The organism is Pseudomonas sp. Marseille-Q0931 (assembly GCF_940789645.1).
GTDB lineage: Bacteria > Pseudomonadota > Gammaproteobacteria > Pseudomonadales > Pseudomonadaceae > Aquipseudomonas.
In genome coordinates this window covers 18,226-42,740 of record NZ_CALNWT010000011.1, presented here as the reverse complement: position 1 = coordinate 42,740, position 24,515 = coordinate 18,226, and the positions used below count along the sequence as shown (strand labels likewise).

Sequence of the window (24,515 nt, the reverse complement as noted above, 5' to 3'; positions counted from 1 at the left end):
AAGCGGATATTTACGCTTTTTAATCGAATGCTGCGTCTCTACTCTGTGCTCCATCGACTCTTACTCACCTCGATGGAGCCCCAGACATGTCCCGTGTTCTCGTTATCGAAAGCAGCGCCCGCCAGCAAGGTTCGGTTTCCCGCGAACTGACCCAGCAGTTCATTGCCAACTGGCAGGCTGCGCACCCGGCCGATCAGATCCAGGTTCGTGACCTGGCGCTCGAGCCGGTGCCGCACCTCGATGCCACCCTGCTGGGCGGCTGGATGACCCCGAGCGAGCAGCAGAGCGAGGCGGAAAAAGCCGCGCTGGCTCGCTCCAATCAACTCACCGACGAGCTGCTGGCCGCTGACGTGCTGGTGCTGGCCGCGCCGATGTACAACTTCGCCATCCCCAGCACCCTCAAGGCCTGGCTGGACCACGTACTGCGCGCCGGCGTGACCTTCAAGTACACCGAAACCGGCCCGCAGGGGCTGCTCACCGGCAAGCGCGCCTTCGTGCTGACCGCCCGTGGTGGCATCTACGCCGGCAGCGGCCTGGATCATCAGGAGCCCTACCTGCGTCAGGCGCTGGCCTTCATCGGTATCCACGACGTGCAGTTCATTCATGCCGAAGGCCTGAACCTGGGCGGCGAGTTCAGCGAAAAAGGGCTGGCCCAGGCCAAGGCCAAGCTGGCTGAAGTGGCTTGATACCGATCCTCCTCTCCTGAGTGCCCGTGCGCGGGCGCGCTATGCCGGTCGCTTCGCGTGAAGTGGCCGGCTTTTTTATTTGGCCGGCAAGCAGTCGCCAAAGCACGGATTGTCCGCCGCAGGGGAACGCGCTAAGGTCGCCGCCTTCCTTCGGAGGTGGCTGTGCGATATCTGCTGATAGTGACCCTGCTGTGGGCCTTTTCCTTCAGCCTGATCGGTGAGTACCTGGCTGGTCGGGTCGACAGCTACTTCGCGGTGCTGACGCGTATCGTCATCGCCGGGCTGCTGTTCGTGCCACTGACCCGCTGGCGTGGTCACGCACCGGCGTTCGTGCGCGGCATGTTACTGATCGGAGCGCTGCAGTTCGGCATCACCTATGTCTGCCTGTACCTCAGCTTCTCGGTGCTGACAGTGCCGGAAGTGCTGCTGTTCACCATCCTCACGCCGCTGCACGTGACACTGATCGAGGATGCGCTGAATCGCAGGTTCAACCCCTGGGCACTGGCAGCTGCACTGGTGGCAGTGTTGGGCGCCGGGATCATTCGCTACGATGGCATCAGCAGTGGCTTCATGCTGGGCTTCCTGCTGCTGCAGGTGGCCAACTTCACCTTTGCGGCAGGGCAGGTGCTGTACAAGCATTTGCTGCTCCGGCACCCCTCCAGCGAGCCGCAGTACAGGCGTTTCGGTTTCTTCTATCTGGGTGCGCTGCTGATAGCGCTGCCGGCCTTCCTGCTGTTGGGCAATGGTGAGCGCCTGCCGAGCTCTGCATTGCAATGGAGCGTACTGATGTGGCTCGGTGTGGTGGCGTCCGGCCTGGGTTTGTACTGGTGGAACAAGGGCGCCAGTCTGGTCGATGGTGGCACGCTGGCTGTGATGAATAACGTGCTGGTACCGGCGGGGCTGCTGGTCAATCTGCTGATCTGGAATCACGATGCCGATCTGCTGCGTCTGACCCTGGGTGGTGCGGTGATCGCTGCCTCGCTGCCATTGCTCAGGCTGGGTCGCCATAAGCCTGTCGAGGTGCGCTGATGCAATTGTCTGGACGCGGTGTGGCGCTGTCGGTTGGTGCCTCGATGTTGTTCGCCTTGTTACCGGGCTACGTGCAGTGGCTGAACCCGCTTGATGGCGTGCAGATATTCGCGCAGCGCGTGCTCTGGTCGATTCCTCTGGTTCTGCTGCTGGTCGTGTTGACGCGGCAAACAGCTTCGCTGCGCGAGACCTTCATACGCCTTCGCCGTGAACCGCTTTTGCTGGCCGCCTGCCCGCTGGCAGCGGCGTTGATCGGTGTGCAGTGGGGGCTGTTTCTCTGGGCACCGCTGGCCGGGCACATGCTGGAAGTGTCCATGGGCTACTTCCTGCTGCCGTTAGCGATGGTGCTGACCGGACGACTGTTCTACGGCGAGCGCCTGCGCCCGTTGCAACAGTTGGCGGTGACTTGCGCCATGCTCGGTGTGTTGCACGAGCTTTGGCGTACTCAGGCGTTCTCCTGGCTGACGTTGGTCACCGCGCTGGGCTATCCGCCTTATTTCATGTTACGCCGCTGGATGCGACTGGATGCTCTGTCCGGCTTCGTGTTGGAGATGCTGATGCTGGCGCCGTTGGCGATCTGGCTGATCATCGCCTATGGCCCCGCAGGGGCATTTGCCGAACGCCCGCAGCTGTGGTTGCTGGTGCCGGTGATGGCCCTGATCGGTACCCTGGCGTTTGCCGCTTACATGGCGTCCAGCCGGCTGCTGCCTCTCGGACTATTCGGCATTCTCAGCTATGTCGAGCCGGTGCTGTTGTTCGGCGTGGCGCTACTGGTGCTGGGAGAGACGTTCGATGCGGGGCAATGGCTGACCTACCTGCCGATCTGGGCGGCTGTGTTGCTGGTCGGTTGGGACAGCGCACGGCTGCTGCGCAGGCAGCGCGAAAACGTCAAGCTGCGCTGATGCGCGGGGTGGGCATCTGGGTTAGCGCATTGCTCTGCTTCTGCACCTGGTAATGCAGCTGCAGGGTGCCACTGTCGAACCGACGTTGCTCGCTCAGTGTCAGGCTGCGCTCCATGCCGGTGGCCAGTAGCGGAACGCCGGCACCAAGCAGGTGAGGTACCAGATTGATCACCACTTCGTCGATCAGCCCGGCGGTGTAGCAGTTACCGGCGAGCAGGCTGCCGCCGACCAGCCAGATGCGTTGAAAGCCGGCCTCGTTCAAGGCCGCGACCGCTTGGGCTGGTGTGCAGTGGGTCAGCTGGATCTCATCGCTGGCGCGCGGCAGGGCCAGGCGAGTCAACACTACGCAGGGTTTGCCGGGGTAGGGCCAGGGGCCGCCGCGCTGGAGCAGCGCTTCGTAGGTGACCCGGCCCATCAGCAGCGCATCGATGCCCGAATAGAAGTACTGGAAACTGTACTCTTCATCAGCCTGACGCAACGAGTCGAACCAGTCGAGGCGGCCATCGGGACGAGCGATGTAGCCATCGAGGCTGGAGGTGACGTGGTAGATCAGGGACGGGTTCATCATGCACCTCGGGAGGGCTATCTGGAAATTGGAGTGGCGCCGCTGAAACAAGTTCGTCGCGCGCCTCACCGCTTGTCGGAAGGCTCTCAGTCCAGGACGTTGCGCAGGATTTCGTAGACGATGCCGGTCGCGATGGCGACCAGCACGACGTCACGGCCGATCTGCTTCCATTCGTAGCCCTCGTAATAGGGCAGGCGCGAAGTCAGGCGGCTATCGAAGTTCTTGGCGATGCCGGGAGGCAGCGGCTTGCCTCGAGCGAGGTTCTTGGCGATGCCTGGCGGTAGTGATGAAGTGGGGCCGATCAACTGGCGATTCTCACCGAGCACGATGCGCACCTGGCCGATATCCACGCTCGGGCCGCGCAGGTCGATCTGCACGCCACCATCATGCTGATGGCCAGGCTTGCCTTTACCGGGGGGCGGGTTGGCCAGCACTGGCGAGGTGGCGAGCAGGATACACAGGCCAATGCTGAGCGTTGCCTGGGGTTTGGTAAGCATGGCGGCACTCCCTGGAGGATTATGCCGATTAGATAGTGGGCGAGCCGCTTCGGTTCCCGTTCGCCTATAGCCGGACGGCGCCGCCAAGCGGCCGTCTGTCGGCGTATGAATGTGAGTGGCGTGCAAAGAAATTCGGCCCCGACGCCGGAAACCGTTAGGCTATGCACCGTTTTGTCGATTTTTCGAGGTAGTGCCCCCGTGTTTGCCCAATTCGCCCTGCATGAACGCCTGCTGAAAGCTGTTGCCGAGCTTAACTTCGTCGAGCCGACTCCGGTGCAGGCGGCAGCGATTCCGCCTGCGCTGGAGGGCAAGGACCTGCGGGTGATTGCCCAGACCGGCAGCGGCAAGACCGCCGCGTTCGTCCTGCCGCTGCTCAATCGCCTGCTGGGTGACGGCAACTCCAAGCAGCGCCTGAGCATTCGCGCGCTGATCCTGCTGCCAACCCGCGAGCTGGCGCAGCAGACGCTCAAGGAAGTCGAGCGCTTCGCCCAGTTCACCTTTCTCAAGGCCGGTCTGGTCACCGGTGGCGAGGACTTCAAGGTGCAGGCTGCGATGATGCGCAAGATCGATATTCTCATCGGCACGCCGGGGCGTCTGATCGAGCATGCCAATGCCGGCAACCTGCCGCTGGATGAGGTCGAGGTGCTGGTGTTCGACGAGGCTGACCGCATGCTTGACATGGGCTTCGCCGAAGATGCCCAGCGCCTGGCCGAAGCCTGTGGCCCGCACCAGACCCTGCTGTTTTCCGCCACCACCGGCGGCAATGGCCTGCGCGAGATGGTTGCCAAGGTGCTCAAGGAGCCGCAGCACTTGATGCTCAACAGCGTCAGCCAGCTCAACGAAGGTACGCGTCAGCAGATCATCACTGCCGATCACAACTACCACAAGGAACAGTTGGTTGACTGGCTGCTGGCCAACGAGACCTACGACAAGGCCATCATCTTCACCAACACCCGGGTGCAGGCCGACCGCCTATACGGCAAGTTGGTCGCCGCCGGGGTCAAGGCGTTCGTCCTGCACGGTGAGAAGGACCAGAAGGACCGCAAGCTGGCCATCGAACGCCTGCGTCAGGGGGCTGTTCGCGTGCTGGTCGCCACCGACGTGGCGGCGCGTGGCTTGGATGTCGAAGGCCTGGATCTGGTGATCAACTTCGACATGCCGCGTTCCGGCGACGAATACGTGCACCGTATCGGGCGCACCGGCCGCGCCGGTGGCGAAGGCCTGGCGGTGTCACTGATCTGCCATACCGACTGGAACTTGATGTCGAGCATCGAACGCTACCTCAAGCAGCGTTTCGAGCGTCGCACCATCAAGGAGCTGAAAGGCGTCTATCAGGGGCCGAAAAACCTCAAGGCGTCCGGCAAGGCCGCTGGCAGCAAGAAGAAAAAAGCCGAGAAGAAGGACCCGAAGAAAGCCGCCGCGCCCAAGCGCAAGACCGGTCCACGCCCGGCTGGCAAGCCTTCTGCACTGGTCAGCGCCGACGGCAGCGCGCCGCTCAAGCGCAAGAAGCCGGCAGCCGAGTGAACCATAGATCCTAGCCCGGATTGCCCCGGGCTGGGATCTCGGCCTTTCAGGCATAAAACCTGTGGAGCGGACACGTCCGCGAATGGGTTGGCAGAACAGCTTCGCGGACAAGCCCCACAATCCACACCCGGATCAACCGCGTAATCTCACTCCACCCCGACGAACCCGCCGGTCTGGTGCTGCCACAGCCGTGCGTACAGGCCGCCGTGGGCGATCAGTTCGGCGTGGGTGCCGGTTTCGATCACCTGGCCCTTGTCGATCACGACAAGGCGATCCATGCGCGCAATGGTCGACAGGCGGTGGGCGATGGCGATCACGGTCTTGCCTTCCATCAGGCTGTCCAGGCTTTCCTGAATGGCCGCTTCGACTTCCGAATCCAGCGCCGATGTGGCTTCGTCCAGCACCAGGATCGGCGCGTCCTTGAGCAGCACGCGGGCGATGGCGATGCGCTGACGCTGACCGCCGGATAGCTTCACGCCGCGTTCACCGACCTGAGCATCCATGCCGCGGCCGCCCTGGCTGTCATCGAGGGTGGGGATGAAGGCATCGGCGCGCGCCTTGCGCACCGCTTCCCAGAGTTCCTCGTCGCTGGCGCCGGGTTTGCCGTAGCGCAGGTTGTCGCGAATCGAGCGGTGCAGCAGTGAGGTGTCCTGGGTCACTACGCCGATGTTGGCGCGCAGGCTTTCCTGGGTCACCGTGGCGATGTCCTGGTCGTCGATCAGGATGCGGCCGCTTTCCAGGTCGTATAGGCGCAGCAGCAGGTTGACTAGGGTCGACTTGCCGGCGCCGGAGGGGCCGACCAGACCGATCTTCTCGCCGGGGCGAATATCGATGCTGAGGCCGGCGATCACGCCACCTTTCTTGCCGTAGTGGAAGTGGATGTCCTCGAAGCGCACGCCGCCTTGTTGCACCTTGATCGGTTTGGCGTCCGGGCGATCGAGCACCTGGCGCGGCTGGACGATGGTCTGCATGCCATCCTGCACGGTGCCGACGTTCTCGAAGATGCCGTTGACCACCCACATGATCCATTCGGCCATGTTGTTGATGCGAATCACCAGGCCCAGCGCCAGTGCAATCGCGCCGGTGGTGATCAGTGAATGGCTCCACAGCCACAGGGCCAGGGCGCCGGTGCCGACGATCAGCACGCCGTTCAGGCAGGTGATGAGAAAATCCAGTGCCGTGATGGTGCGCGACTGCAGGCGGAACTTGTCGAGCAGGTCCTGCATGGCTTCGCGGGCGTAGCTTTCCTCTTCCTGTGAGTGGGCGAAGAGCTTGAGCGTGGCGATGTTGCTGTAGCCGTCCACCACGCGGCCCATGACCTTGGAACGTGCCGAGGAGGCGGCGGCGGAGCGTGCCTTGATGCGTGGCACGAAGTACCACAGCGCCGCGCTATAGCCGACGATCCACAACGCCAGCGGCACCACCAGGCGAAGGTCGGCGGCGGCGAACAGGTACAGCGCGCTGCCGGCATAGACCACCACATGCCACAGCGCGTCGATCACCTGCATGGCCGAGTCGCGTAGCGAGGGACCGGTCTGCATCACGCGCTGGGCGACGCGCCCGGCGAAATCGTTCTGGAAGAAGCTCAGGCTCTGCTTGAGCACGTAGCGGTGGTTCTGCCAGCGAATCAGGTTGGTCAGGCCAGGGTTCACCGCCTGATGGGTGAGCAGGTTGTGCAGGCCGAACACGATGGGGCGGATGATCAGCGCCACCAGCAGCATCCACAACAACTCGCGCTGGTGCTCGTGGAAGAAGGTGCTGGCGTCCGTGCTGGCCTGAGCCATGTCGATCAATTGGCCGAGGAAGCTGAACAGCGCTACCTCGATCAGGGCGGCGAAGAAGCCGATGATCAGCACGGCGACCATCAGCGGCCACACCTGTTTCAGGTAGTGGCCGTAGAAGCGCAGCATGCCGGCTGGCGGGGCAACGTCGGGGCTGGGTTTGAAGACGTCGATCAGAGATTCGAAGCGGCGAAACAGCATTGCAGGCGTCCTGCCCAGATAAGTGGACGCTGATAGTACCGCTGTTAGTGCGAGCGAGTCTCAGTCAAAAGTGGTTTCTGCAACTCGCTGGCCCATGCCAGCAGCGGAACCTTCAGTTCGGGTTGCCAGATGCGTTTGAACAGCAGGGTCAGGTGCCCGACTTCGCCGCGCTCAAACGGCAGGCGATCAAGGCGCGGGTGCACCTGCCACTGGCCATCGCGCAACTGGGCGAAGTCGAAGCGGAAAGGGTGAAAACCGGTCATGCCCAGGCGCAGGTCGGTGACGATCAGGCGATCACCGACCTGGTCGTAACGCAGCGCGCCACCGGTGAACCACTCCAGGCGCTGGTGCATCGGCGAGGCCGCCAGTGGTTCGCGCAGGTGCGTGCCGCGCGGTAGGCGCTGCAACTGCGGAGGCTGGTCATCGAACCAGCCGATCAGGGCTTCGTGATAGTCCTCGCCGTCCAGTACGATCACTCGCCACAGCAGGGTGTTGAACGGCGTTGGGGTGATGAACAGTTGTTCGGCCTGAATGCCCTGGCGCGCCAGCTCACGCTCCACGCGCTGCTCGGCCATGAACTTGCCGGCCAGGCTGAAGCCGATGTACAGCGTCGACACCGCTAGCGCCACGGCCGGTACGCGCCAGCTCTGTTCGCGCAGCCCGGTAAACAGGCTGATCACCACCGCGGCGAGCAACGGCACGCTGTACAGCGGGTCGATAATGAACAGGCTGGACCAGGCCGTAGGCGTTGGCATCAGCGGCCAGAACAGCTGCGTGCCGTAGCTGGTGAAGGCGTCCAGCAAGGGGTGAGTGATCAGCACCAGCCATAGCGTCAGTAACAGGCGATTGGCCGAATAACCTGGGTGAGGCCGAAAACGCCTGGCCAGCCAGGTCAGCAGGAGCGCCAGGCCGCTCAGAACGAACAGCGAATGGCTGAAACCGCGGTGGTAGGTCATGTTGGCCACGGCATCGCCGTAGTCCATGACCACGTCCAGGTCGGGAAGGGTAGCCAGCGTAGCGCCATAGAGCAGGGCTTTGCGCCCCTGCCAGCGGCCGAGCAGCGCGCCCTGGATGCTGGCGCCGAGTACCGCCTGGGTTATCGAGTCCATCGCGTGCTTCCGGAAAAAGACAGGCCGCTACGTTAGCCGAGGCGCCCGACGAATGCCGTGGGGAAATTTCAAGCAAAGATTACAGCTATGGCGGGTATCCTGATGACCATGAGCCTCAAGAAATTTTTACCCATGCTGATCGTTTCCAACAGTGTTCATATCCCCGATGAGGAAATCGAGCTGACCGCCATCCGTGCCCAAGGGGCCGGCGGGCAGAACGTCAACAAGGTGTCCAGCGCCGTGCACCTGCGCTTCGACAGCCAGGCCTCGTCGCTGCCTCCGTTCTACAAGGAGCGCCTGTTGGCGTTTGCCGATAGTCGCATCACCGCTGACGGCGTGGTGGTGATCAAGGCGCAGCAGTACCGCACCCAGGAGCAGAATCGCGCCGATGCCTTCGAGCGCCTAGCCGAGCTGATTCGCACCGCTGGCAAGGTGGAAAAGAAGCGCCGCCCGACCAAGCCGACCCTCGGGTCGAAGAAGCGCCGTCTGGACGGCAAGAGCAAGCGCGGTGCGATCAAGGCGGGGCGGGGCAAGGTGGATTTTTAGCAGGCCGTTGAAAAACGTCGGCGAGGCAGGCAAGACAAGGCAAAAACGGCCGAAAAAGCGCAGTTTACGAGCTGTAAATGAGCATTTTGACTGGGCTCGCACGCGAGGCCGGTTTTAACGCAGTATTGCCAACGCAGGTAGTTTTTCAATGGCCTGCTAGCCGCGCGCAGCTAGATAAGCCTGGTAATCGGGGATACGGTACTCGTGCTGCTGTTCCAGCAGGCTGCTGCTGAGCAGGTAATCGGCGCTGCTTTCGTTGCACGCCACCGGGATGTTCCACACGGCAGCCACGCGCAACAGGGCCTTGATGTCTGGGTCGTGTGGCTGCGGCTCGAACGGGTCCCAGAAGAACACCAGCATGTCCACGCGCTGTTCGGCGATGCGCGCGCCGATCTGCTGGTCGCCGCCCAGCGGGCCGCTGATCATGCTCTCCACCGGTAAATCCAGACGTTTGCTCAGAAGCAGGCCGGTGGTGCCGGTGGCCACCAGCTCATGGCGCGCGAGCTTGTCGCGCTGACGTTCGCACCAGTCGAGCAGGAAGCCCTTGCAGTGATCGTGCGCCACCAGGGCGATGCGCTTGCGCGCCGGCAGTTCGGCGCGGGTAAAGCTGATACGGCTCATCGAGCCTCCTGTTCAGTTCAAGCGGGCCAGCACCAGGCAGTTGTCCAGCATGCGGTTGGAGAAGCCCCACTCGTTGTCATACCAGGCCATCACCTTGAGCAGCTTGCCGCTGACCTTGGTGTGGTTGGCGTCGAAGATCGATGACAACGGGTTGTGGTTGAAGTCGCAGGACACCAGCGGCAGCGCGTTGTAACCCAGCACCGGGGATTGCTCGCTGGCGGCCTTGAGCAGGGCGTTGACTTCCTCTGCGGTGGTTTCGCTTTTGACCTGCAGGGTCAGGTCAACCAGTGACACGTTGATCACCGGTACGCGTACCGCCATGCCGGTGAGCTTGCCGGCCAGCTCCGGCAGCACCAGGCCGACCGCTTCGGCGGCGCCGGTCTTGGTCGGGATCATCGACTGGGTCGCCGAGCGCGCGCGGTACAGGTCGCTGTGGTAGACGTCGGACAGATTCTGGTCGTTGGTGTAGGCGTGGATGGTGGTCATCAGCCCCTGTTCGATGCCCAGCTCGCGCTGCAGCACCTGCGCCACCGGCGCCAGGCAGTTGGTGGTGCAGGAGGCATTGGAGATGATCTGCATGTCCGGCGTTAGCACCTGTTCGTTGACGCCGTACACCACGGTGGCGTCGGCGCCTTTGGCAGGCGCGGAGATCAATACCTTGCGCGCGCCGGCGGCAAGATGCGCGGCTGCCTTGTCGCGTTCGGTGAACAGCCCGGTGCATTCGAGCACCACATCGACCTGATGGGTTTTCCAGGGAAGCTCGGCCGGGTTGCGAATGGCGCTGACGGCGATGCGATCACCCTTTATCCACAGGCTTTCGCCGTCGACTTTCACTTCTTCGGGGAAATGGCCGTGGACGCTGTCATATTGCAGGAGGTGCGCATTGATCGTGCTGGCGCCCAGATCGTTGATGGCCACAACTTGCAGGTGCTGACGATAATTCTGGGTATAAAGTGCGCGTAGCACGTTGCGGCCGATACGGCCGAAGCCATTGATGGCGATTCGTAGTGTCATGGTGAGGGTCTCGTTAATTTGTTGTTGTAATTACAAGATTATTCCCATCGCTATGGAAATCAAGCGTGCCGGGTGGCAATATTTTGTTGTAAATACAAACAGACGCTAGCAGCTAGCCTGGAGATTTCCCATGCATCCCCGCGTTGTCGAAGTTACCGAACGTCTTGTCGAGCGCAGCCGCGCCACGCGCCAGCGCTACCTTGAGATGATCCGTGCAGCTGCCAGCGAAGGCCCGCAGCGGGGCAAGCTGCAATGCGCCAACTTCGCTCACGGCGTCGCCGGCTGCAGCGGTGACGACAAACAGACCCTGCGTCTGCTGGATGCGGCCAATGTGGCCATCGTTTCTGCTTACAACGACATGTTGTCGGCGCATCAGCCTTACGAGGTCTTTCCCGAGCAGATCAAGCAGGCCCTGCGCGAACTCGGTTCAGTAGGGCAGTTCGCCGGTGGCGTGCCGGCCATGTGCGATGGCGTCACCCAGGGCGAACCGGGCATGGAGCTGGGCATTGCCAGCCGCGAGGTGATCGCCATGTCCACGGCCGTGGCGCTGTCGCACAACATGTTCGACGCTGCGCTGTACCTGGGTGTGTGCGACAAGATCGTGCCAGGGCTGATGATGGGCGCACTGCGTTTCGGTCACCTGCCATCGCTGTTCGTGCCGGCCGGGCCGATGACCTCGGGTCTGTCCAACAAGGAGAAGGCTGATGTGCGTCAGCGCTACGCCGAAGGCAAGGCGACCCGCGAAGAGCTGCTGGCAGCGGAAATGGCCGCTTACCACGGGCCGGGCACTTGCACCTTCTATGGCACCGCCAATACCAACCAGTTGCTGATGGAGGTGATGGGCCTGCATCTGCCGGGCGCCTCGTTCATCAATCCGGGCACGCCGCTGCGCGAGGCGCTGACCCGCGAGGCTGCGCAGCAGGTGACGCGCCTGACCAAGCAGAGTGGGAGTTTCATGCCCATCGGCGAGATCGTCGACGAGCGCTGCCTGGTCAATTCCATTGTCGCCCTGCACGCCACGGGCGGCTCGACCAACCATACACTGCACATGCCGGCCATCGCCCGCGCTGCCGGCATTCTGCTGACCTGGCAGGACATGGCCGATCTGTCCGAGGTGGTGCCGACCCTGGCCCATGTTTATCCCAACGGCAAGGCCGACATCAATCACTTCCAGGCCTCCGGCGGCATGGCGTTCCTGATTCGTCAGTTGCTCGATGCCGGACTGCTGCATGAAGAGGTCAACACCGTGGCCGGACGCGGTTTGTCGCGCTACACCCAGGAGCCTTTCCTCGAGGATGGCAAGCTGGTCTGGCGCGACGGGCCGACCGAGAGCCTGGAGGAGAGCGTGCTGCGTCCGGTGGCGCGGCCGTTCTCGGCAGAAGGCGGTCTGCGCCTGATGCAGGGCAATCTTGGCCGTGGCGTGATGAAGGTGTCCGCCGTGGCACCCGAGCATCAGGTAGTCGAAGCGCCGGCGCTGGTGTTCGAGGATCAGCTGGAGCTGGTCGAGGCGTTCAAGGCCGGCAAGCTGGAGCGCGATTTCGTCGCCGTGGTGCGTTTCCAGGGGCCGCGCAGTAACGGCATGCCCGAACTGCACAAGATGACGCCTTATCTGGGTGTGCTGCAGGATCGTGGTTTCAAGGTGGCATTGGTCACCGATGGGCGCATGTCTGGCGCCTCGGGCAAGATCCCGGCGGCCATTCATGTCTGCCCGGAGGCCTTCGATGGCGGGCCGCTGGCGCGGGTGCGCGACGGCGACCTGATTCGTGTCGATGGTCAAAGCGGGCAGTTGGTGTTGCAGGCCGACGAGGCTGAGTTCGCCGCACGTGAGTCAGCGCCCAGGCCGGCTCCGGCAATGGGCTGCGGGCGTGAGCTGTTCGCCTTCATGCGCCATAACTTCAGCACGGCGGAGCAGGGCGCCAGTGCCTTTACCGAGAGCCTCGAGTCGCTGGTCTGACGCTCACTCGTGTGTAGCCCGGATGAAATCCGGGGTTGTCTTCCGATGTAGGGCAGCTAACCTGCCGGTCGAGTTGGCGGGTTGCAACCGCCCTACACCTGTCGGATAGACCCTCTCCCCCGGCCCTCTCCCGCAAGCGGGAGAGGGGAGACAAGCGCCCTAGATACCCTGCGGAATCTCTTCGCCGCCCAGTGCGGTGAACAGCTCCGGCAGAAATTCCACCAGAGTCATCATCATCAGGATGAAACTGGCGTCCTGCTGGGCCAGGGCGTCGTCGCCGCCGTCCTGTTCGGCCTGTTCCTGCAGCACATCTTCGAAACGCAGGCGTTTGATGGTCAGCTTGTCATCGAGCATGAAGGACAGCTTGTCCTGCCAGGCCAGCGACAGTTGAGTAACCTGTTTGCCAGTGGACAGGTGCAGCTGGATTTCCTCGCTGGTCAGGTCCTGACGCTTACAGCGCACCACGCCGCCATCTTCATGGGTGTCACGCAGCTCGCACTCATCGAGCACGAAGAAACCTTCGGCAGCGCTCTGGTTCTTCAGCCAGTCGGTGAGCGTGGCGGTCGGTGCGATCTTCACCGACAACGGGCGTACTGGCAGCGAGCCGATGGCCTCGCGCAGGGTGGAGAGCAGGTCTTCGGCCTTCTTGGCGCTGGCGCTGTCGACCAGAATCAGGCCCTGCTTCGGCGCGATGGCAGCGAAAGTGCCGGATTTGCGGATGAAGGCACGCGGCAGGAAGGCCTGGACGATCTCGTCTTTGATCTGGTCGCGCTCTTTCTTGTAGACCTTGCGCATCTGCGTGTTTTCGATTTCGTCGACCTTTTCCTTCAGCGCGTCGCGCACCACCGAGCCCGGCAGGATGCGTTCTTCCTTGCGCGCGCCGATCAGCAGAAAGTCGCCGCTGACGTGCACCAGCGGAGCATCGGCGCCTTTGCCGAAGGGGGCGGTGAAACCGTAGGTGGTCAGTTCCTGGCTGGCGCAGGGACGGGCCGGTTTGCTGGCCAGTGCGGTCTCCAGCGCTTCGGCGTCGAAAGGGATGTCCTGGGTGAGGCGGTAGACCAGCAGGTTACGAAACCACATGAGCGGGTGACTCTCCATTGATGATGTAAGTCGCGAGGCGGCGCCATCTGTTGGCTTTCACCTGGGGAAAGCCGGCGCGCAGCGACGGATGAAGGTGGCGGGCGAGCAGCGGTAGGCTGACCGGTCCGCCGGCACAGAGCGCGCATTATTCTCCGCTGGCGTGCTCAGGCCAACCCTGACAACGAACCTTCGAGGAAATTCGCCGGTGCTGCCTAAGTTCTTGCTGCGGCGATAAATTTTTTTATGAAGAGGGCTTGCCAAGGTCCGAATCGCTCTCTAGAATGCGCCCCACTTCGAGAGTGAATGGGGTGGTTAGCTCAGCCGGGAGAGCATCTGCCTTACAAGCAGAGGGTCGGCGGTTCGATCCCGTCACCACCCACCAATCTCGCAGTTACGCGCAGCGGTAGTTCAGTCGGTTAGAATACCGGCCTGTCACGCCGGGGGTCGCGGGTTCGAGTCCCGTCCGCTGCGCCATTCTTTTCCTCGCTTCATCCCCTCCTGTGACAACGCTTCGGCATTCCCCGAAAACCTCAAAAAATCCTTTGTTTGCTTGAACTTATGCGCATTGTACGGCTCCTATGCCGTAGCCAGTGATCGCGGCGTACTGCTAAGCTCGCGCTTTCACACGACGGCCTTCGGGCGCATCTACAAGGAACAAGCATGAAACAGCATCGTTTGGCGGCGGCGGTTGCCCTGGTGGGCCTGGTGCTCGCCGGTTGCGATTCGCAAACCAGCGAAGTCGAACTCAACAGCCCGGCGCAGAAAGCTTCCTACGGTATTGGCCTGAACATGGGTCGCAGCCTGTCCGAAGAGGGCATGGACGATCTGGATTCCAAGGCCGTCGCCCAGGGGATCGAAGATGCGCTGGCGAAGAAGGAGCCGCGCATCAAGGATGAGGACATGATCGAGGCCTTCTCCTTCCTGCAGAATCGTGCTGAAGAGCGCATGACGGCGCTGAACAAGGAAGCTGCCGAAGCCGGCAAGAAATTCCTCGAAGAGAACGGCAAGCGTGAAGGTGTCGTCACCACTGCTTCCGGTCTGCAATACGAAGTGATCGAGAAGACCGACGGCGCGCAGCCGAAGGAAAGCGACGTGGTAACCGTTCACTACGAAGGCAAGCTGACCGATGGCAGCGTCTTCGACAGCTCCGTAGCGCGCGGTAGCCCCATTGACCTGCCGGTTGGCGGCGTGATCCCGGGTTGGGTCGAAGGCCTGCAACTGATGCACGTGGGCGAGAAGTACAAGCTGTACATCCCCAGCGAGCTGGCTTACGGCGAGCAAAGCCCGTCCCCGGCCATTCCGGCCAATTCGGTATTGGTGTTCGATCTGGAACTGATCGCCATCAAGGATCAGGCCGCCGAGCCGACCGAAGAGTAACACCTGGTACTTGCGTACAACGCCCCGTCTTGACGGGGCGTTGTCGTTTCTGAGGGCAAAAAAGAGGGTGCACGGTGGCAGGGTGTTACGCTTATGCACATTCTGGGAAAGATTCCCGAAGAGCCTTCGCTACAGACGCGAGCCTCTCATGTCAATCAGCAACTTGTTGATTTTCATGGATTTTATATGCTGTATAAAAAATATCCGATCTAAGCCGAGACCCCATGCCACGGGGCTTTGATAAGCTTGTCTAAAGAATTTGCACAGATTTATCCACAGCTTCGGTGGATAAGCGAGGCAAGCCCAGAAAGTACCTGGCTCGCCGAGGAGGCCTATGAAAATCCCGTGGAAACTGACGCGTTACCTGCCGTTGGCCGCCCGCTTTCTTCGCGACGGCAAGTTGCCCGAACTCGTGCGCGCGTTGGGTGACAAGCGCACCCCGCAGGGACAGCGCTTCGCCGCATTCAAGGAAGATCTGCAGTTGCTGCGTGCGCTCAGCCTGGCCTGGTTCAAGGGTGAGTACCGGCAGATCAGCAGCCAGGCCCTATTGATGGTGGTGGCAGCGCTGCTGTACTTCATCGCTCCGCTCGATGCCATTCCCGACTGGCTGGTAGGCGTCGGCTTCGTCGACGACCTCGCCGTGCTGGCCTGGGTCATGCGCACCTGGCATGGCGAGCTGGAGGCTTTCAGGGCGTGGCGGGACAAGCAGAGCCCGGAGCGCATGGCGCTCATCGAACAGCTACCGCCGGCCGAACGGGTCGATCCGCTGCAATCCTGATGGCTCTAAGCGTTGCGGATTCTGTCCGCACTCGCTGAGCGGCCGACGCTCCCGTGTTTCGCACTCTCAAGGTCGCGCGTTCGGCAGGTTGCCGATTCGAGTGGATAGGGCGAAACGCCGCATCTCGCTACCTGGCCCGTTTGGATGACGCCTCTGGCGGTAGACGCCTGTTAAGATGACCACATGCAAGGAAGGGGTCGAGGCCGTCGGCCCTGCTTTCCAACGGAGAGACTCATGAGTGTGCAAATCATTGCCCGTGACGGCGAACCGGAATACGCAGTGCTGCCCTGGGCCGATTATCAGGCCCTGTTGCAGGCTGCGGGGCGCCAGGAGGTTGCCGCGACCGTTGAGCCTTCGCCGGTGCCTGCAACCAATCGCGCGCCTCTCGCGCAGTTGCAAGCGCTACGCGAAGCCAAGGGCCTGAGCCCGGAAGCGCTGGCGCGCAGCGTCGGTATCAGCCCCCATTATCTGGCCATGATCGAGAGCGGCGAACGGCAGCCCGATGCCGCGATTCTGCGTTCTCTTGCCTGGGAGCTGGGGCTGGAGGGCTGGTCTTGAGTGTACGCATCAGTCGTCAACACTGGCAGGCACTGCTGACCGAGCTGGATGATGCCCGCCGTCAGCGCCACCTCCTGACTTATCGAGCGCTGATCGAGCGCCTCGACCTACCGACGCCGGCCATGCAAACCCTGACCGCCGCTTTGGAGCACCTCGCTGCACTGGATGCTCGCGCCGAGCGGCCGCTGCGCAGCGCGCTGGTCATCAGTCAGGGCGCCAGTCGCCTGCCGCGCACCGGCTTCTTCGATTGCGTGACGCGCCTCGGGCGTTTCAATGGGGCCTCCGATGGCGTCGCCGCTGCGTCCTGGCATGCGGCGGAGGTGGTGCGGGTGTTCGAGTTCGAGTATCCCGCCGATGTCTAGGTGGCTCTGGCAGGCCCGAGCGCGGCTGGGGTACTGGCTGGCTCGGCGACTTTTCCACTGGCCTGCGGCGCTGCGTCAACCGCGTCTGTGGCAATGGATGCAGGGCCAGTACGGACGTATGGCCAACCTCGGCGACACCGCGGCGCAGAGTTTCTATGGTCATATCCTGCTATTTCGCGGCCAGGGCCTTGGCGCGCGCGAGGAGGGGCTGCGGCTGCTGCGTCTGGCTGCCCAGGGTGGAGACGGCAAGGCCGCCTATCAACTGGGCGTGCAGGCCATGCAGGGCGACACCCGGCAAGTGCCGGATGCCGTGCAGGCCGTGCGTTGGTGGGAAATGGCGGCGACTGCCGGGCATCCCTTGGCGAGCGGGCGCCTGAGCCAGCTTTACCGCGAGGGCGCTCCCGGCCTGGAAGCAGACCCGCAGGCCGCCGAGCGCTACGCCGCCATGGCGGACGAGGCTAGCCGCTCAGGCCGCTGAGCCTTCCAGAATGTGCAGGCTGTAGCCAGGCACGCCCTTGGCCTGGCGCTTGGCTTCGGACGCCAGTTCGGCCAGGCGCGAGGCATCGAGTTGAGCGCAATCCGTCTTTCTCACGTGCACCACGCCGATCGAAAGCGACAGCAGCGCATATTCCTGGCGCTGGCCCTGGCGGTTGTGGGCGATGAAGCAGCCGGCCTGGAGATGCTCCTCGCGATAGAAGCGTCGGCACTGACTTTGAAAATCCTCGATCAGCTTGCCGAGCTTGTCGCGCCAGTCGGTCGAGCCAAGCACCAGCATGAAATCGTCACCGCCGATATGGCCGACGAAGTCGCGCGCCGGATCGACCCGCTCGTTCAGGCACTGTGCCAGGCACAGCAGCACCTCGTCGCCCTTGGCATAGCCGTAGAGATCGTTGAACGGCTTGAAACTATCGATATCGACATAGCACACGGCCGCTTCGCGCTGCTGTTGCAGCAAGCGGCTCAGGCATTGCTGGATCGGCACGTTGCCTGGCAGCAGGGTCAGCGGGTTGGCGTGACGCGCCTGCTGGAGTTTCTGCTCGGTGATCAGCTTGAGCACGTCGATCACCCGTCCCAGCCCCAGATAGCGGCCGTTCTGGATGATGATGAAGTCTTCCTCGATGCGCTGGCGTGCACGACTGGTGAGCAGACGACTGACCTTCTGCAACGACTGCGTCAGCTCCACGGCGAGAAAGTCCTGGCTCATCAGACGGCTTATGGGTTTGCGCGCGAACAGATCGGTGGCGAATGGCTTGAGCAGCGCTTCGGACAGCGAGTGACGGTGGACGATGCCGACCGGCTGCCGCTGGGCGTCCAGCACCGCCAGGGAGTTGAGGTTGGCCTGGGCGCGAAAGACGTCCAGCACCTCGGCGATGGGCGTGTGCTGATCGACTGCGAGCTGATCGTTGAGCAGAGCGCTGAGGTCATGGCTGTCTTCGCTGAGGCTGGCCTGGTTGCTCTGGATCTGGGGCAGCAACTGGCGTGCCTCGCGCGGCGGCTTTTCCTGCGGCCTGCTGAGCAGGTAGCCCTGTACCAGGTCGACGCCCATTTCCGTCAGTACGGCCAGCTCTTCGGGCAGCTCGATGCCCTCGGCTATCACCTGTGCGCGTGATGCTTCGGCCATTTTCAAAATGGAGCCGACGAACTCGCGTTTCACCGTGTCGAGGTGGATGCCGTCGATGAAGTGACGGTCGATCTTCACGTAGTCCGGGCGCAGCTCCGACCACAGGCGCAGGCTCGAATAGCCGGCGCCCAGATCATCCAGGGCGATGGAAAACCCCATGGCGCGGTAGTGATGCAGCGCATTGTCGAGCAGGGCGAAGTCTTCGGTGGGCGACTGCTCGGTGAGTTCGATCACCACCTGGCTTGGTGGGATGCCGAATGCCTGCAGCAGTTTCAGGGTGCGCCCGGGCTGGTGACCGGGGTCGAGCAGCGATTCCGGCGAGACGTTGAGAAACAGCTTGCCGTCCAGGCCCAGGGCGCTGAAGCCCTTGCAGGCGCTCTTGCGGCAGGCCATTTCCAGTTCGCTCAGGCGGCCTGCGTGGCGGGCCACGGCGAACAGCGTCAATGGTGAATGCAGTGGACTGTTGGATGGGCCGCGAGTCAGTGCCTCGTAGCCGAGAATGCGCTGTTCGGACAGCGAGACGATGGGTTGGAACAGGCTGCTGAGGTCGCCGTGAGCGAGGATGTTACCCAGTGCGCTCAACTGCTCGGTGACGGTCATGGTGTTCTCGATCTGCCGGAAAACGAAGGGGCCGGTTTCTAACCGGCCCCTGCATTTCACGACAGTTCGATGACGATTTGATGACGTTCGTAGAATCGCCTCAATGCAGCGCCAGCGACGGGTTCAACCCCAGGTAGTCGAGCAGGATGCGTCCGGACTCCGAAAGGTAGGCATCGTCTTCCGGCGTGCTCTTCTCGTCAGCAAGCGGCAGCGCGTCCTCGTCTTCTTTCTCCAGCTCCTTGAGCGGCTCTTCGCCCTTGGCCTGGCGGCGGTTGTTCTCCAGGGCCAGTTGCTTGGCTTCGACTTCGGCCTGGCGAGCACGTCGGGTCTGTTCGTTGAGGCTGACGGTTTTCTCCTCCATCAGCTTCTTGGCTAGGGTAAGGCGGTCGCGAGTGAAGACGAAGTCCGGGTCCTTGGCCGTGCGCTGATCATGGCGAGCCTTCAGTTCGGTCAGGAACGGCTTGATCGGGTCCAGCTCGGGCTTGATCGCCGGACGGATGCTGTCCCACGGCAGTGCGGCGGGCAGGGCGCTTTCGCCGATGTCCTTGGTGTCCATGACGTCCGGGTAGAGGATGTCGGGAATCACGCCCTGGTGCTGGGTGCTCTGGCCGGAGACGCGATAGAACTTGGCCAGGGTCAGTTTCAGTTCGCCATGGTTGAGCGGCTGAATGGTTTGCACCGTGCCCTTGCCGAAGGTCTGGCCGCCGAGAATCAGCGCGCGGTGATAGTCCTGCATGGCGCCGGCGAAGATCTCCGAGGCCGACGCGGACAGGCGGTTGACCAGCACCGCCAGCGGACCGTTGTAGTAGATGCCCTTGTTCTCGTCGGCGAGCACGTCGACGCGACCGTCGGCGTTGCGCACCAGTACGGTGGGGCCCTGTTCGATGAACAGGCTGGTCAGCTCGGTGGCTTCCTGCAGCGAGCCGCCGCCATTATTGCGTAGGTCGATGACCACGCCGTCGACCTTCTCGGCCTGCAGCTCGTCGAGCAGGCGTTTGACGTCACGGGTGGTGCTCTTGTAGTTCGGGTCGCCTGCGCGGAAGGCCTTGAAGTCGAGATAAAAGGCCGGCAGTTCGATCACGCCGAGCTTGTAATCGCGGCCATCGTGCTTGAGTTCCAGGACCTTTTTCTTGGCGGCTTGCTCTTCCAGCTTGACCGCTTCGCGGGTGATGGTGACCACCTTGCTACTCTGGTCGCTCGGCGCATTGCTGGCCGGAATCACTTCCAGGCGCACGGTGGAGCCTTTCGGGCCACGAATCAGCTTGACCACTTCGTCCAGGCGCCAGCCGATCACGTCGACCATTTCATCATTGCCCTGGGCGACGCCGACGATCTTGTCGGCAGGTGCGATCTGCTTGCTCTTCTCGGCCGGGCCGGCTGGCACCAGACGCACCACCTTGACGTGCTCGTTGTCGCTCTGCAGGACGGCGCCAATGCCTTCCAGCGAGAGGCTCATGTTGATGTCGAAGTTTTCCGCGTTATCCGGCGACAGATAGGTGGTGTGCGGGTCGTAGGTGGTGGCGAAAGCGTTGATGTAGGCCTGGAACACGTCCTCGCCGCGGGTCTGCTTGAGTCGCGCCAACTGGTTCTTGTAGCGCTTGGTCAGCAGCTCCTGGATGTCCTTGGTTTCCTTGCCGGCGATCTTCAGGCGCAGCACTTCGTCCTTGACGCGTTTGCGCCAGAGGTCGTCGAGTTCGGCACGATCCTTGGCCCAAGGAGCTTTCTCGCGGTCGACCTGCAGCTCTTCATCCACCGTGAAATCGATCTTGTCGACGCCTTTGCCCAGCTCGGCCAGGGCGAAGTTCAGGCGTTCTTCCAGGCGGGTAAGGTGACGGCGATAGATGGTGAAGCCCGGTTCGAGCTCGCCGCTTTTCAGCAGGTCATCGAACTTGGTGCGCCACTGGTTGAATTCGGCGATGTCGGCCGCAGTGAAATAGCTACGGGACGGATCGAGCAACTTCAGGTAGTTGTCGTAGATCTGAACCGAGCGCTCGTCATTGAGCGGCGGCTTGTTGTAGTGGTGGCGGCGCAACAGCTCCACTACGTTGAGGCTGGCGATCACCTGCTCGCGATCCGGTTGCAGGTAGTCCCAACTGGTCGCTGTGGTGGTCTTGGCCGCCAGCGGCAGGGCACTGAGGCCGAGAACGAGGGCGAGGGCGGTGCTTGCAAGGGAGCGCTTCATGCTGATTCGACGTAGTGGCAGGTGATAACGCATATTAGGCCGTATTTGAGGGCGCCAGGTTCCGTTGGCGCTAGGCGAAAGCCCGGCGGTCAGCGCTGGGCTTGGTTCACTTGCACTATGGAGGCAGCATGAAGGCATTGCAAGGCGTCGAAGGGCGTGCAGAGTGGCTGGAACAACCGGCACAGAGCTGTGATGCAGGGCAGATCCGGGTGAAGGTGGCGGCCGCTGGGCTTAACCGGGCCGATCTGTTGCAGCGTGCCGGGCTCTATCCGCCGCCACCGGGTGCTAGCCAGGCGCTGGGCCTGGAGTGCTCCGGGGTGATTGTCGAAGTGGGTGCTGGCAGCGCCTGGCAGGTGGGCGATCGCGTTTGCTGCCTGCTCGCCGGTGGCGGTATGGCCGAGGAAGTGGTGCTCGATGCACGCCACGCCATGCCGGTGCCTGAGGGTTTGACTCTGGTCGAGGCTGCCGTGGTGCCGGAGGTGTACGCCACGGCCTGGCTCAATCTGTTCCAGCTCGGCGCTCTGCGCCCCGGGGAAAAAGTCCTGCTGCATGCTGGCGCCAGTGGCGTCGGTTCGGCTGCCATCCAGCTGTGCAAGGCGTTCGGTAGCCCGTGCTGGGTCAGCGTCGGCTCTGCCGAGCGATTGGCCTACTGCGAAGCGCTGGGTGCGCAGGGTGGTGCCTTGCGTGGTGAAGATCTGCAGGCCTTGCGTGATTTCGGGCCGTTCGACGTGATTCTCGATCCGGTCGGTGGGCAGTATGCGGCGCTTAATCTGGAGTTATTGGCGCGTGACGGTCGCTGGATCAACATCGGCCTGATGGGCGGGCGCGAGGCCAAGCTGGACCTGGCTCAGGTGCTGGGCAAGCGCATCCAGTTGACCGGTTCGACCCTGCGCAACCGCGACGATCAGTTCAAGGCCGATCTACTGCACGATCTGCAGCAGCAGGTGTGGCCGCTGTTCGGCGAAGGCCGGTTAAAGCCGCAACTGGAGCGCAGTTTTGCGATCCAAGACCATGAGGCGGCGTTCGAGACGCTCGCTGGTAACCAGGTCGCAGGTAAACTTGCACTGCTGATTGATCCCAGCCTAGTCTGAATCAGGGCTGCAGCCCGCATGTGGCGTGGGCTGAGCCATCGATTGGTGCATTCAATCGATATCATGCCCGTAATCAATAAGCTTTTTTCTGTTAGGTGGCTAATATAGCGACCGTAGCTTTCAACCCTCACCCAAAACTCAGAAGGAGTCAGAGATGTCCCTCATCAATACTCAGGTTCAGCCGTTCAAGGTCAATGCGTTCCACAACGGCGAGTTCATCGAAGTCACCGATCAGAGCCTGCAGGGCAAGTGGTCTGTGCTGATCTTCATGCCGGCTGCCTTCACCTTCAACTGCCCGACCGAAATCGAAGACGCCGCCAACAACTACGCCGAGTTCCAGAAGGCCGGTGCCGAGGTCTACATCGTGACCACCGACACCCACTTCTCGCACAAGGTCTGGCACGAAACTTCGCCGGCCGTTGGCAAAGCTCAGTTCCCGCTGATCGGTGATCCGACCCACCAGCTGACCAACGCTTTCGGCGTGCACATCGCTGAAGAAGGCCTGGCTCTGCGCGGCACCTTCATCATCAACCCGGAAGGTCAGATCAAGACCCTGGAAATCCACTCCAACGAAATCGCTCGTGACGTCGGCGAGACCCTGCGCAAGCTGAAAGCTGCCCAGTACACCGCCGCTCACCCGGGCGAAGTTTGCCCGGCCAAGTGGAAAGAAGGCGAGAAGACTCTGGCTCCTTCGCTGGACCTGGTCGGCAAGATCTAAACTGCCAACACCTTCCCAGCCTTTGCGGGTTGGGGAGGAACGAATCTGCGCTGTTTGGGCCATTAACCGGCCCTTGTGGTGCCCGATGCCCGGGCGCGATCCGTCCGGGCATTTTATTGCCCGAATTTTCGTATTTGAGGAATTTCCGCCATGTTGGACGCCAATCTTAAAGCCCAGTTGAAGGCCTACCTGGAAAAGGTCACCCAGCCGTTCGAGATCGTCGCGTCCCTTGATGACGGCGAAAAATCCCAGGAACTGCTCGGGCTTCTGCAAGACATCGTCGGCCTGACCGACAAGATCACCCTGAAGACCAATGGCAGCGATGCCCGCCGACCGTCGTTCTCGCTGGTGCGCCCCGGCGCGGATATCGGCCTGACCTTCGCCGGCATCCCCATGGGCCACGAGTTCACCTCGCTGGTGCTGGCGCTGCTGCAGGTGGGCGGCCATCCGTCCAAGCTGGACGCCGACACCATCGCGCAGATCAAGAGCATCGAAGGCAAGTTCGAGTTCGAGACCTACTTCTCGCTCTCCTGCCAGAACTGCCCGGACGTGGTTCAGGCGCTGAACCTGATGGCCGTGCTCAACCCCAATATCCGCAACGTCTCCATCGACGGCGCGCTGTTCCAGGAAGAAGTCGAGCGTCGCCAGATCATGGCCGTGCCGAGCATCTACCTGAACGGTGAGGTTTTCGCTTCCGGTCGCATGGATGTGAAGGAAATCCTCGCCAAGATCGATACCGGCGCCGCCAACCGCGATGCCGAGAAGATGACCGCCAAGGAAGCCTTCGACGTGCTGGTGGTCGGTGGTGGCCCGGCCGGTGCCGCAGCTGCCATCTACGCTGCGCGCAAGGGCATCCGCACCGCCATTGCCGCCGAGCGCTTCGGTGGTCAGGTGCTGGACACCATGGCCATCGAGAACTTCATCTCGGTGAAGGAGACCGAAGGTCCGAAACTGGTGCGTGCGCTGGAAGAACACGTCAAGGAATACGACGTCGACGTGATGAATCTGCAACGTGCGTCGGCGCTGGTGCCAGCCAGCAGCGAAGGTGGCCTGCACGAAGTGCAGTTCGAGAACGGCGCCTCGCTCAAGGCCAAGACCGTCATCCTTTCCACCGGTGCGCGCTGGCGCGAGATGGGCGTGCCCGGCGAGCAGGAATACAAGGCCAAGGGCGTGTGCTTCTGCCCGCACTGCGACGGCCCGCTGTTCAAGGGCAAGCGCGTGGCGGTGATCGGCGGCGGTAACTCCGGTGTCGAAGCGGCCATCGACCTGGCCGGCCTGGTCGCTCATGTGACCCTGCTGGAATTCGCCGACACCCTGCGTGCTGACGCCGTACTGCAGAAGAAGCTCTACAGCCTGCCGAACGTCACTGTGATCAAGAGCGCGCAGACCACCGAGGTCACGGGCGATGGCCAGAAGGTCAACGGCCTGGTCTACAAGGACCGCACCACCGAGGAGCTGCACACCGTCGAGCTGGAAGGCATCTTCGTGCAAATCGGTCTGCTGCCCAACAGCGACTGGCTCAAGGGTAGCGTCGAGCTGAGCCGCTTCGGTGAGATCGTCGTCGATGCCAAGGGCGCGACCAACATCCCGGGCGTGTTCGCTGCCGGCGACGTGACCACCGTGCCGTACAAGCAGATCGTCATCGCCATGGGCGAGGGCTCGAAGGCATCGCTGTCCGCCTTCGATCACCTGATCCGCCATAGCTGATCGATGTCTTAA

At 62.5% G+C, this 24,515-nt stretch carries 23 protein-coding genes and 2 tRNA genes; 16 read left to right on the top strand and 9 right to left on the bottom strand.

Features of this window, described 5'->3' with window-relative positions:
* The first annotated feature begins 86 nt into the window (after window positions 1–86).
* The 3 genes from P3C50_RS17285 to rarD all read left to right on the top strand — a co-directional run bounded on the left by P3C50_RS17285 (window position 87) and on the right by rarD (window position 2,617).
* A complete protein-coding gene (locus P3C50_RS17285; protein WP_275546910.1) occupies window positions 87–686 on the top strand; it encodes an FMN-dependent NADH-azoreductase in 600 nt (199 codons plus the stop codon).
* 162 nt (window positions 687–848) lie between these two features.
* Window positions 849–1,715 (top strand): carboxylate/amino acid/amine transporter, encoded by an 867-nt coding sequence (locus tag P3C50_RS17280; RefSeq protein ID WP_013714469.1) that lies wholly within the window; start codon window positions 849–851, stop codon window positions 1,713–1,715.
* The gene (gene rarD / locus P3C50_RS17275; protein ID WP_275546909.1) at window positions 1,715–2,617 is read left to right on the top strand and encodes an EamA family transporter RarD; all 903 of its coding nucleotides are present in this window, start codon (window positions 1,715–1,717) and stop codon (window positions 2,615–2,617) included. The genes P3C50_RS17280 and rarD overlap by 1 nt, the downstream gene beginning before the upstream one ends.
* On the opposite strand, the gene P3C50_RS17270 is transcribed toward rarD, so the two are convergent.
* Entirely contained in the window at window positions 2,604–3,182 is a 579-nt protein-coding gene (locus P3C50_RS17270) for a dihydrofolate reductase family protein (protein WP_013714471.1), read from the bottom strand. The two genes, rarD and P3C50_RS17270, sit on opposite strands and share 14 nt — an antisense overlap.
* Window positions 3,183–3,268: 86 nt before the next feature.
* Window positions 3,269–3,679, bottom strand: a complete 411-nt coding sequence (locus P3C50_RS17265; RefSeq protein ID WP_013714472.1) for an anti-virulence regulator CigR family protein — start codon at window positions 3,677–3,679, stop codon at window positions 3,269–3,271.
* 198 nt (window positions 3,680–3,877) lie between these two features.
* Here P3C50_RS17265 and P3C50_RS17260 point away from each other — a divergent pair, with 198 nt between their 5' ends.
* A complete protein-coding gene (locus P3C50_RS17260; protein ID WP_275546908.1) occupies window positions 3,878–5,203 on the top strand; it encodes a DEAD/DEAH box helicase in 1,326 nt (441 codons plus the stop codon).
* Between the two features lie 146 nt (window positions 5,204–5,349).
* Here P3C50_RS17260 and P3C50_RS17255 read toward each other — a convergent pair whose 3' ends face one another.
* Window positions 5,350–7,185, bottom strand: coding sequence for an ABC transporter ATP-binding protein (locus P3C50_RS17255; RefSeq protein WP_275546907.1), 1,836 nt, complete (start codon window positions 7,183–7,185; stop codon window positions 5,350–5,352).
* Window positions 7,186–7,229: 44 nt separating this feature from the next.
* Window positions 7,230–8,294, bottom strand: a complete 1,065-nt coding sequence (locus P3C50_RS17250; RefSeq protein ID WP_275546906.1) for a metal-dependent hydrolase — start codon at window positions 8,292–8,294, stop codon at window positions 7,230–7,232.
* A 132-nt stretch (window positions 8,295–8,426) separates the two neighbouring features.
* On the opposite strand from P3C50_RS17250, the gene arfB reads away from it, so the two are divergent.
* Window positions 8,427–8,840, top strand: a complete 414-nt coding sequence (gene arfB / locus P3C50_RS17245) for an alternative ribosome rescue aminoacyl-tRNA hydrolase ArfB (RefSeq protein ID WP_197855179.1) — start codon at window positions 8,427–8,429, stop codon at window positions 8,838–8,840.
* A gap of 156 nt (window positions 8,841–8,996) precedes the next feature.
* On the opposite strand, the gene P3C50_RS17240 is transcribed toward arfB, so the two are convergent.
* Window positions 8,997–9,461 (bottom strand): methylglyoxal synthase, encoded by a 465-nt coding sequence (locus P3C50_RS17240; RefSeq protein ID WP_161864507.1) that lies wholly within the window; start codon window positions 9,459–9,461, stop codon window positions 8,997–8,999.
* Between the two features lie 12 nt (window positions 9,462–9,473).
* On the bottom strand, window positions 9,474–10,475 hold the full coding sequence (gap, locus tag P3C50_RS17235; RefSeq protein ID WP_275546905.1) for a type I glyceraldehyde-3-phosphate dehydrogenase: 1,002 nt from the start codon (window positions 10,473–10,475) through the stop codon (window positions 9,474–9,476).
* A gap of 130 nt (window positions 10,476–10,605) precedes the next feature.
* Here gap and edd point away from each other — a divergent pair, with 130 nt between their 5' ends.
* Window positions 10,606–12,429, top strand: coding sequence for a phosphogluconate dehydratase (edd, locus tag P3C50_RS17230; protein ID WP_275546904.1), 1,824 nt, complete (start codon window positions 10,606–10,608; stop codon window positions 12,427–12,429).
* 159 nt (window positions 12,430–12,588) lie between these two features.
* Here edd and rdgC read toward each other — a convergent pair whose 3' ends face one another.
* On the bottom strand, window positions 12,589–13,509 hold the full coding sequence (gene rdgC, locus P3C50_RS17225) for a recombination-associated protein RdgC (RefSeq protein WP_275546903.1): 921 nt from the start codon (window positions 13,507–13,509) through the stop codon (window positions 12,589–12,591).
* Window positions 13,510–13,815: 306 nt separating this feature from the next.
* Here rdgC and P3C50_RS17220 point away from each other — a divergent pair.
* From P3C50_RS17220 to P3C50_RS17190, 7 genes are all read left to right on the top strand, one after another.
* Window positions 13,816–13,891, top strand: a tRNA-Val gene (locus tag P3C50_RS17220).
* 15 nt (window positions 13,892–13,906) lie between these two features.
* A tRNA-Asp gene (locus P3C50_RS17215) sits at window positions 13,907–13,983 on the top strand.
* Window positions 13,984–14,169: 186 nt separating this feature from the next.
* Window positions 14,170–14,886: an FKBP-type peptidyl-prolyl cis-trans isomerase gene (locus tag P3C50_RS17210; RefSeq protein WP_197855188.1), complete on the top strand. Its 717-nt coding sequence runs from the start codon at window positions 14,170–14,172 to the stop codon at window positions 14,884–14,886.
* Between the two features lie 334 nt (window positions 14,887–15,220).
* On the top strand, window positions 15,221–15,664 hold the full coding sequence (locus tag P3C50_RS17205; RefSeq protein WP_197855189.1) for a YkvA family protein: 444 nt from the start codon (window positions 15,221–15,223) through the stop codon (window positions 15,662–15,664).
* A 234-nt stretch (window positions 15,665–15,898) separates the two neighbouring features.
* Window positions 15,899–16,222 carry a helix-turn-helix domain-containing protein gene (locus P3C50_RS17200; protein WP_275546902.1) on the top strand — a complete coding sequence of 108 codons (324 nt, stop codon included), beginning with the start codon at window positions 15,899–15,901 and terminating at the stop codon, window positions 16,220–16,222.
* Entirely contained in the window at window positions 16,219–16,584 is a 366-nt protein-coding gene (locus P3C50_RS17195; protein WP_197855193.1) for a hypothetical protein, read from the top strand. Before P3C50_RS17200 ends, P3C50_RS17195 begins: the two co-directional genes overlap by 4 nt.
* The gene (locus P3C50_RS17190; RefSeq protein WP_275546901.1) at window positions 16,577–17,062 is read left to right on the top strand and encodes a sel1 repeat family protein; all 486 of its coding nucleotides are present in this window, start codon (window positions 16,577–16,579) and stop codon (window positions 17,060–17,062) included. The genes P3C50_RS17195 and P3C50_RS17190 overlap by 8 nt, the downstream gene beginning before the upstream one ends.
* Here the strand turns inward: P3C50_RS17190 and P3C50_RS17185 are convergent.
* Together P3C50_RS17185 and P3C50_RS17180 are read right to left on the bottom strand one after the other, a co-directional pair.
* On the bottom strand, window positions 17,051–18,805 hold the full coding sequence (locus P3C50_RS17185) for a bifunctional diguanylate cyclase/phosphodiesterase (RefSeq protein WP_275546900.1): 1,755 nt from the start codon (window positions 18,803–18,805) through the stop codon (window positions 17,051–17,053). The two genes, P3C50_RS17190 and P3C50_RS17185, sit on opposite strands and share 12 nt — an antisense overlap.
* Window positions 18,806–18,905: 100 nt before the next feature.
* On the bottom strand, window positions 18,906–20,987 hold the full coding sequence (locus P3C50_RS17180; RefSeq protein ID WP_197855197.1) for a carboxy terminal-processing peptidase: 2,082 nt from the start codon (window positions 20,985–20,987) through the stop codon (window positions 18,906–18,908).
* A 128-nt stretch (window positions 20,988–21,115) separates the two neighbouring features.
* Here P3C50_RS17180 and P3C50_RS17175 point away from each other — a divergent pair, with 128 nt between their 5' ends.
* From P3C50_RS17175 to ahpF, 3 genes are all read left to right on the top strand, one after another.
* Window positions 21,116–22,078: a zinc-binding dehydrogenase gene (locus tag P3C50_RS17175; RefSeq protein WP_275546899.1), complete on the top strand. Its 963-nt coding sequence runs from the start codon at window positions 21,116–21,118 to the stop codon at window positions 22,076–22,078.
* Window positions 22,079–22,232: 154 nt separating this feature from the next.
* Window positions 22,233–22,796: an alkyl hydroperoxide reductase subunit C gene (gene ahpC / locus P3C50_RS17170; protein ID WP_197855200.1), complete on the top strand. Its 564-nt coding sequence runs from the start codon at window positions 22,233–22,235 to the stop codon at window positions 22,794–22,796.
* A gap of 150 nt (window positions 22,797–22,946) precedes the next feature.
* On the top strand, window positions 22,947–24,503 hold the full coding sequence (gene ahpF, locus P3C50_RS17165; protein WP_275546898.1) for an alkyl hydroperoxide reductase subunit F: 1,557 nt from the start codon (window positions 22,947–22,949) through the stop codon (window positions 24,501–24,503).
* Window positions 24,504–24,515: the final 12 nt, after the last annotated feature.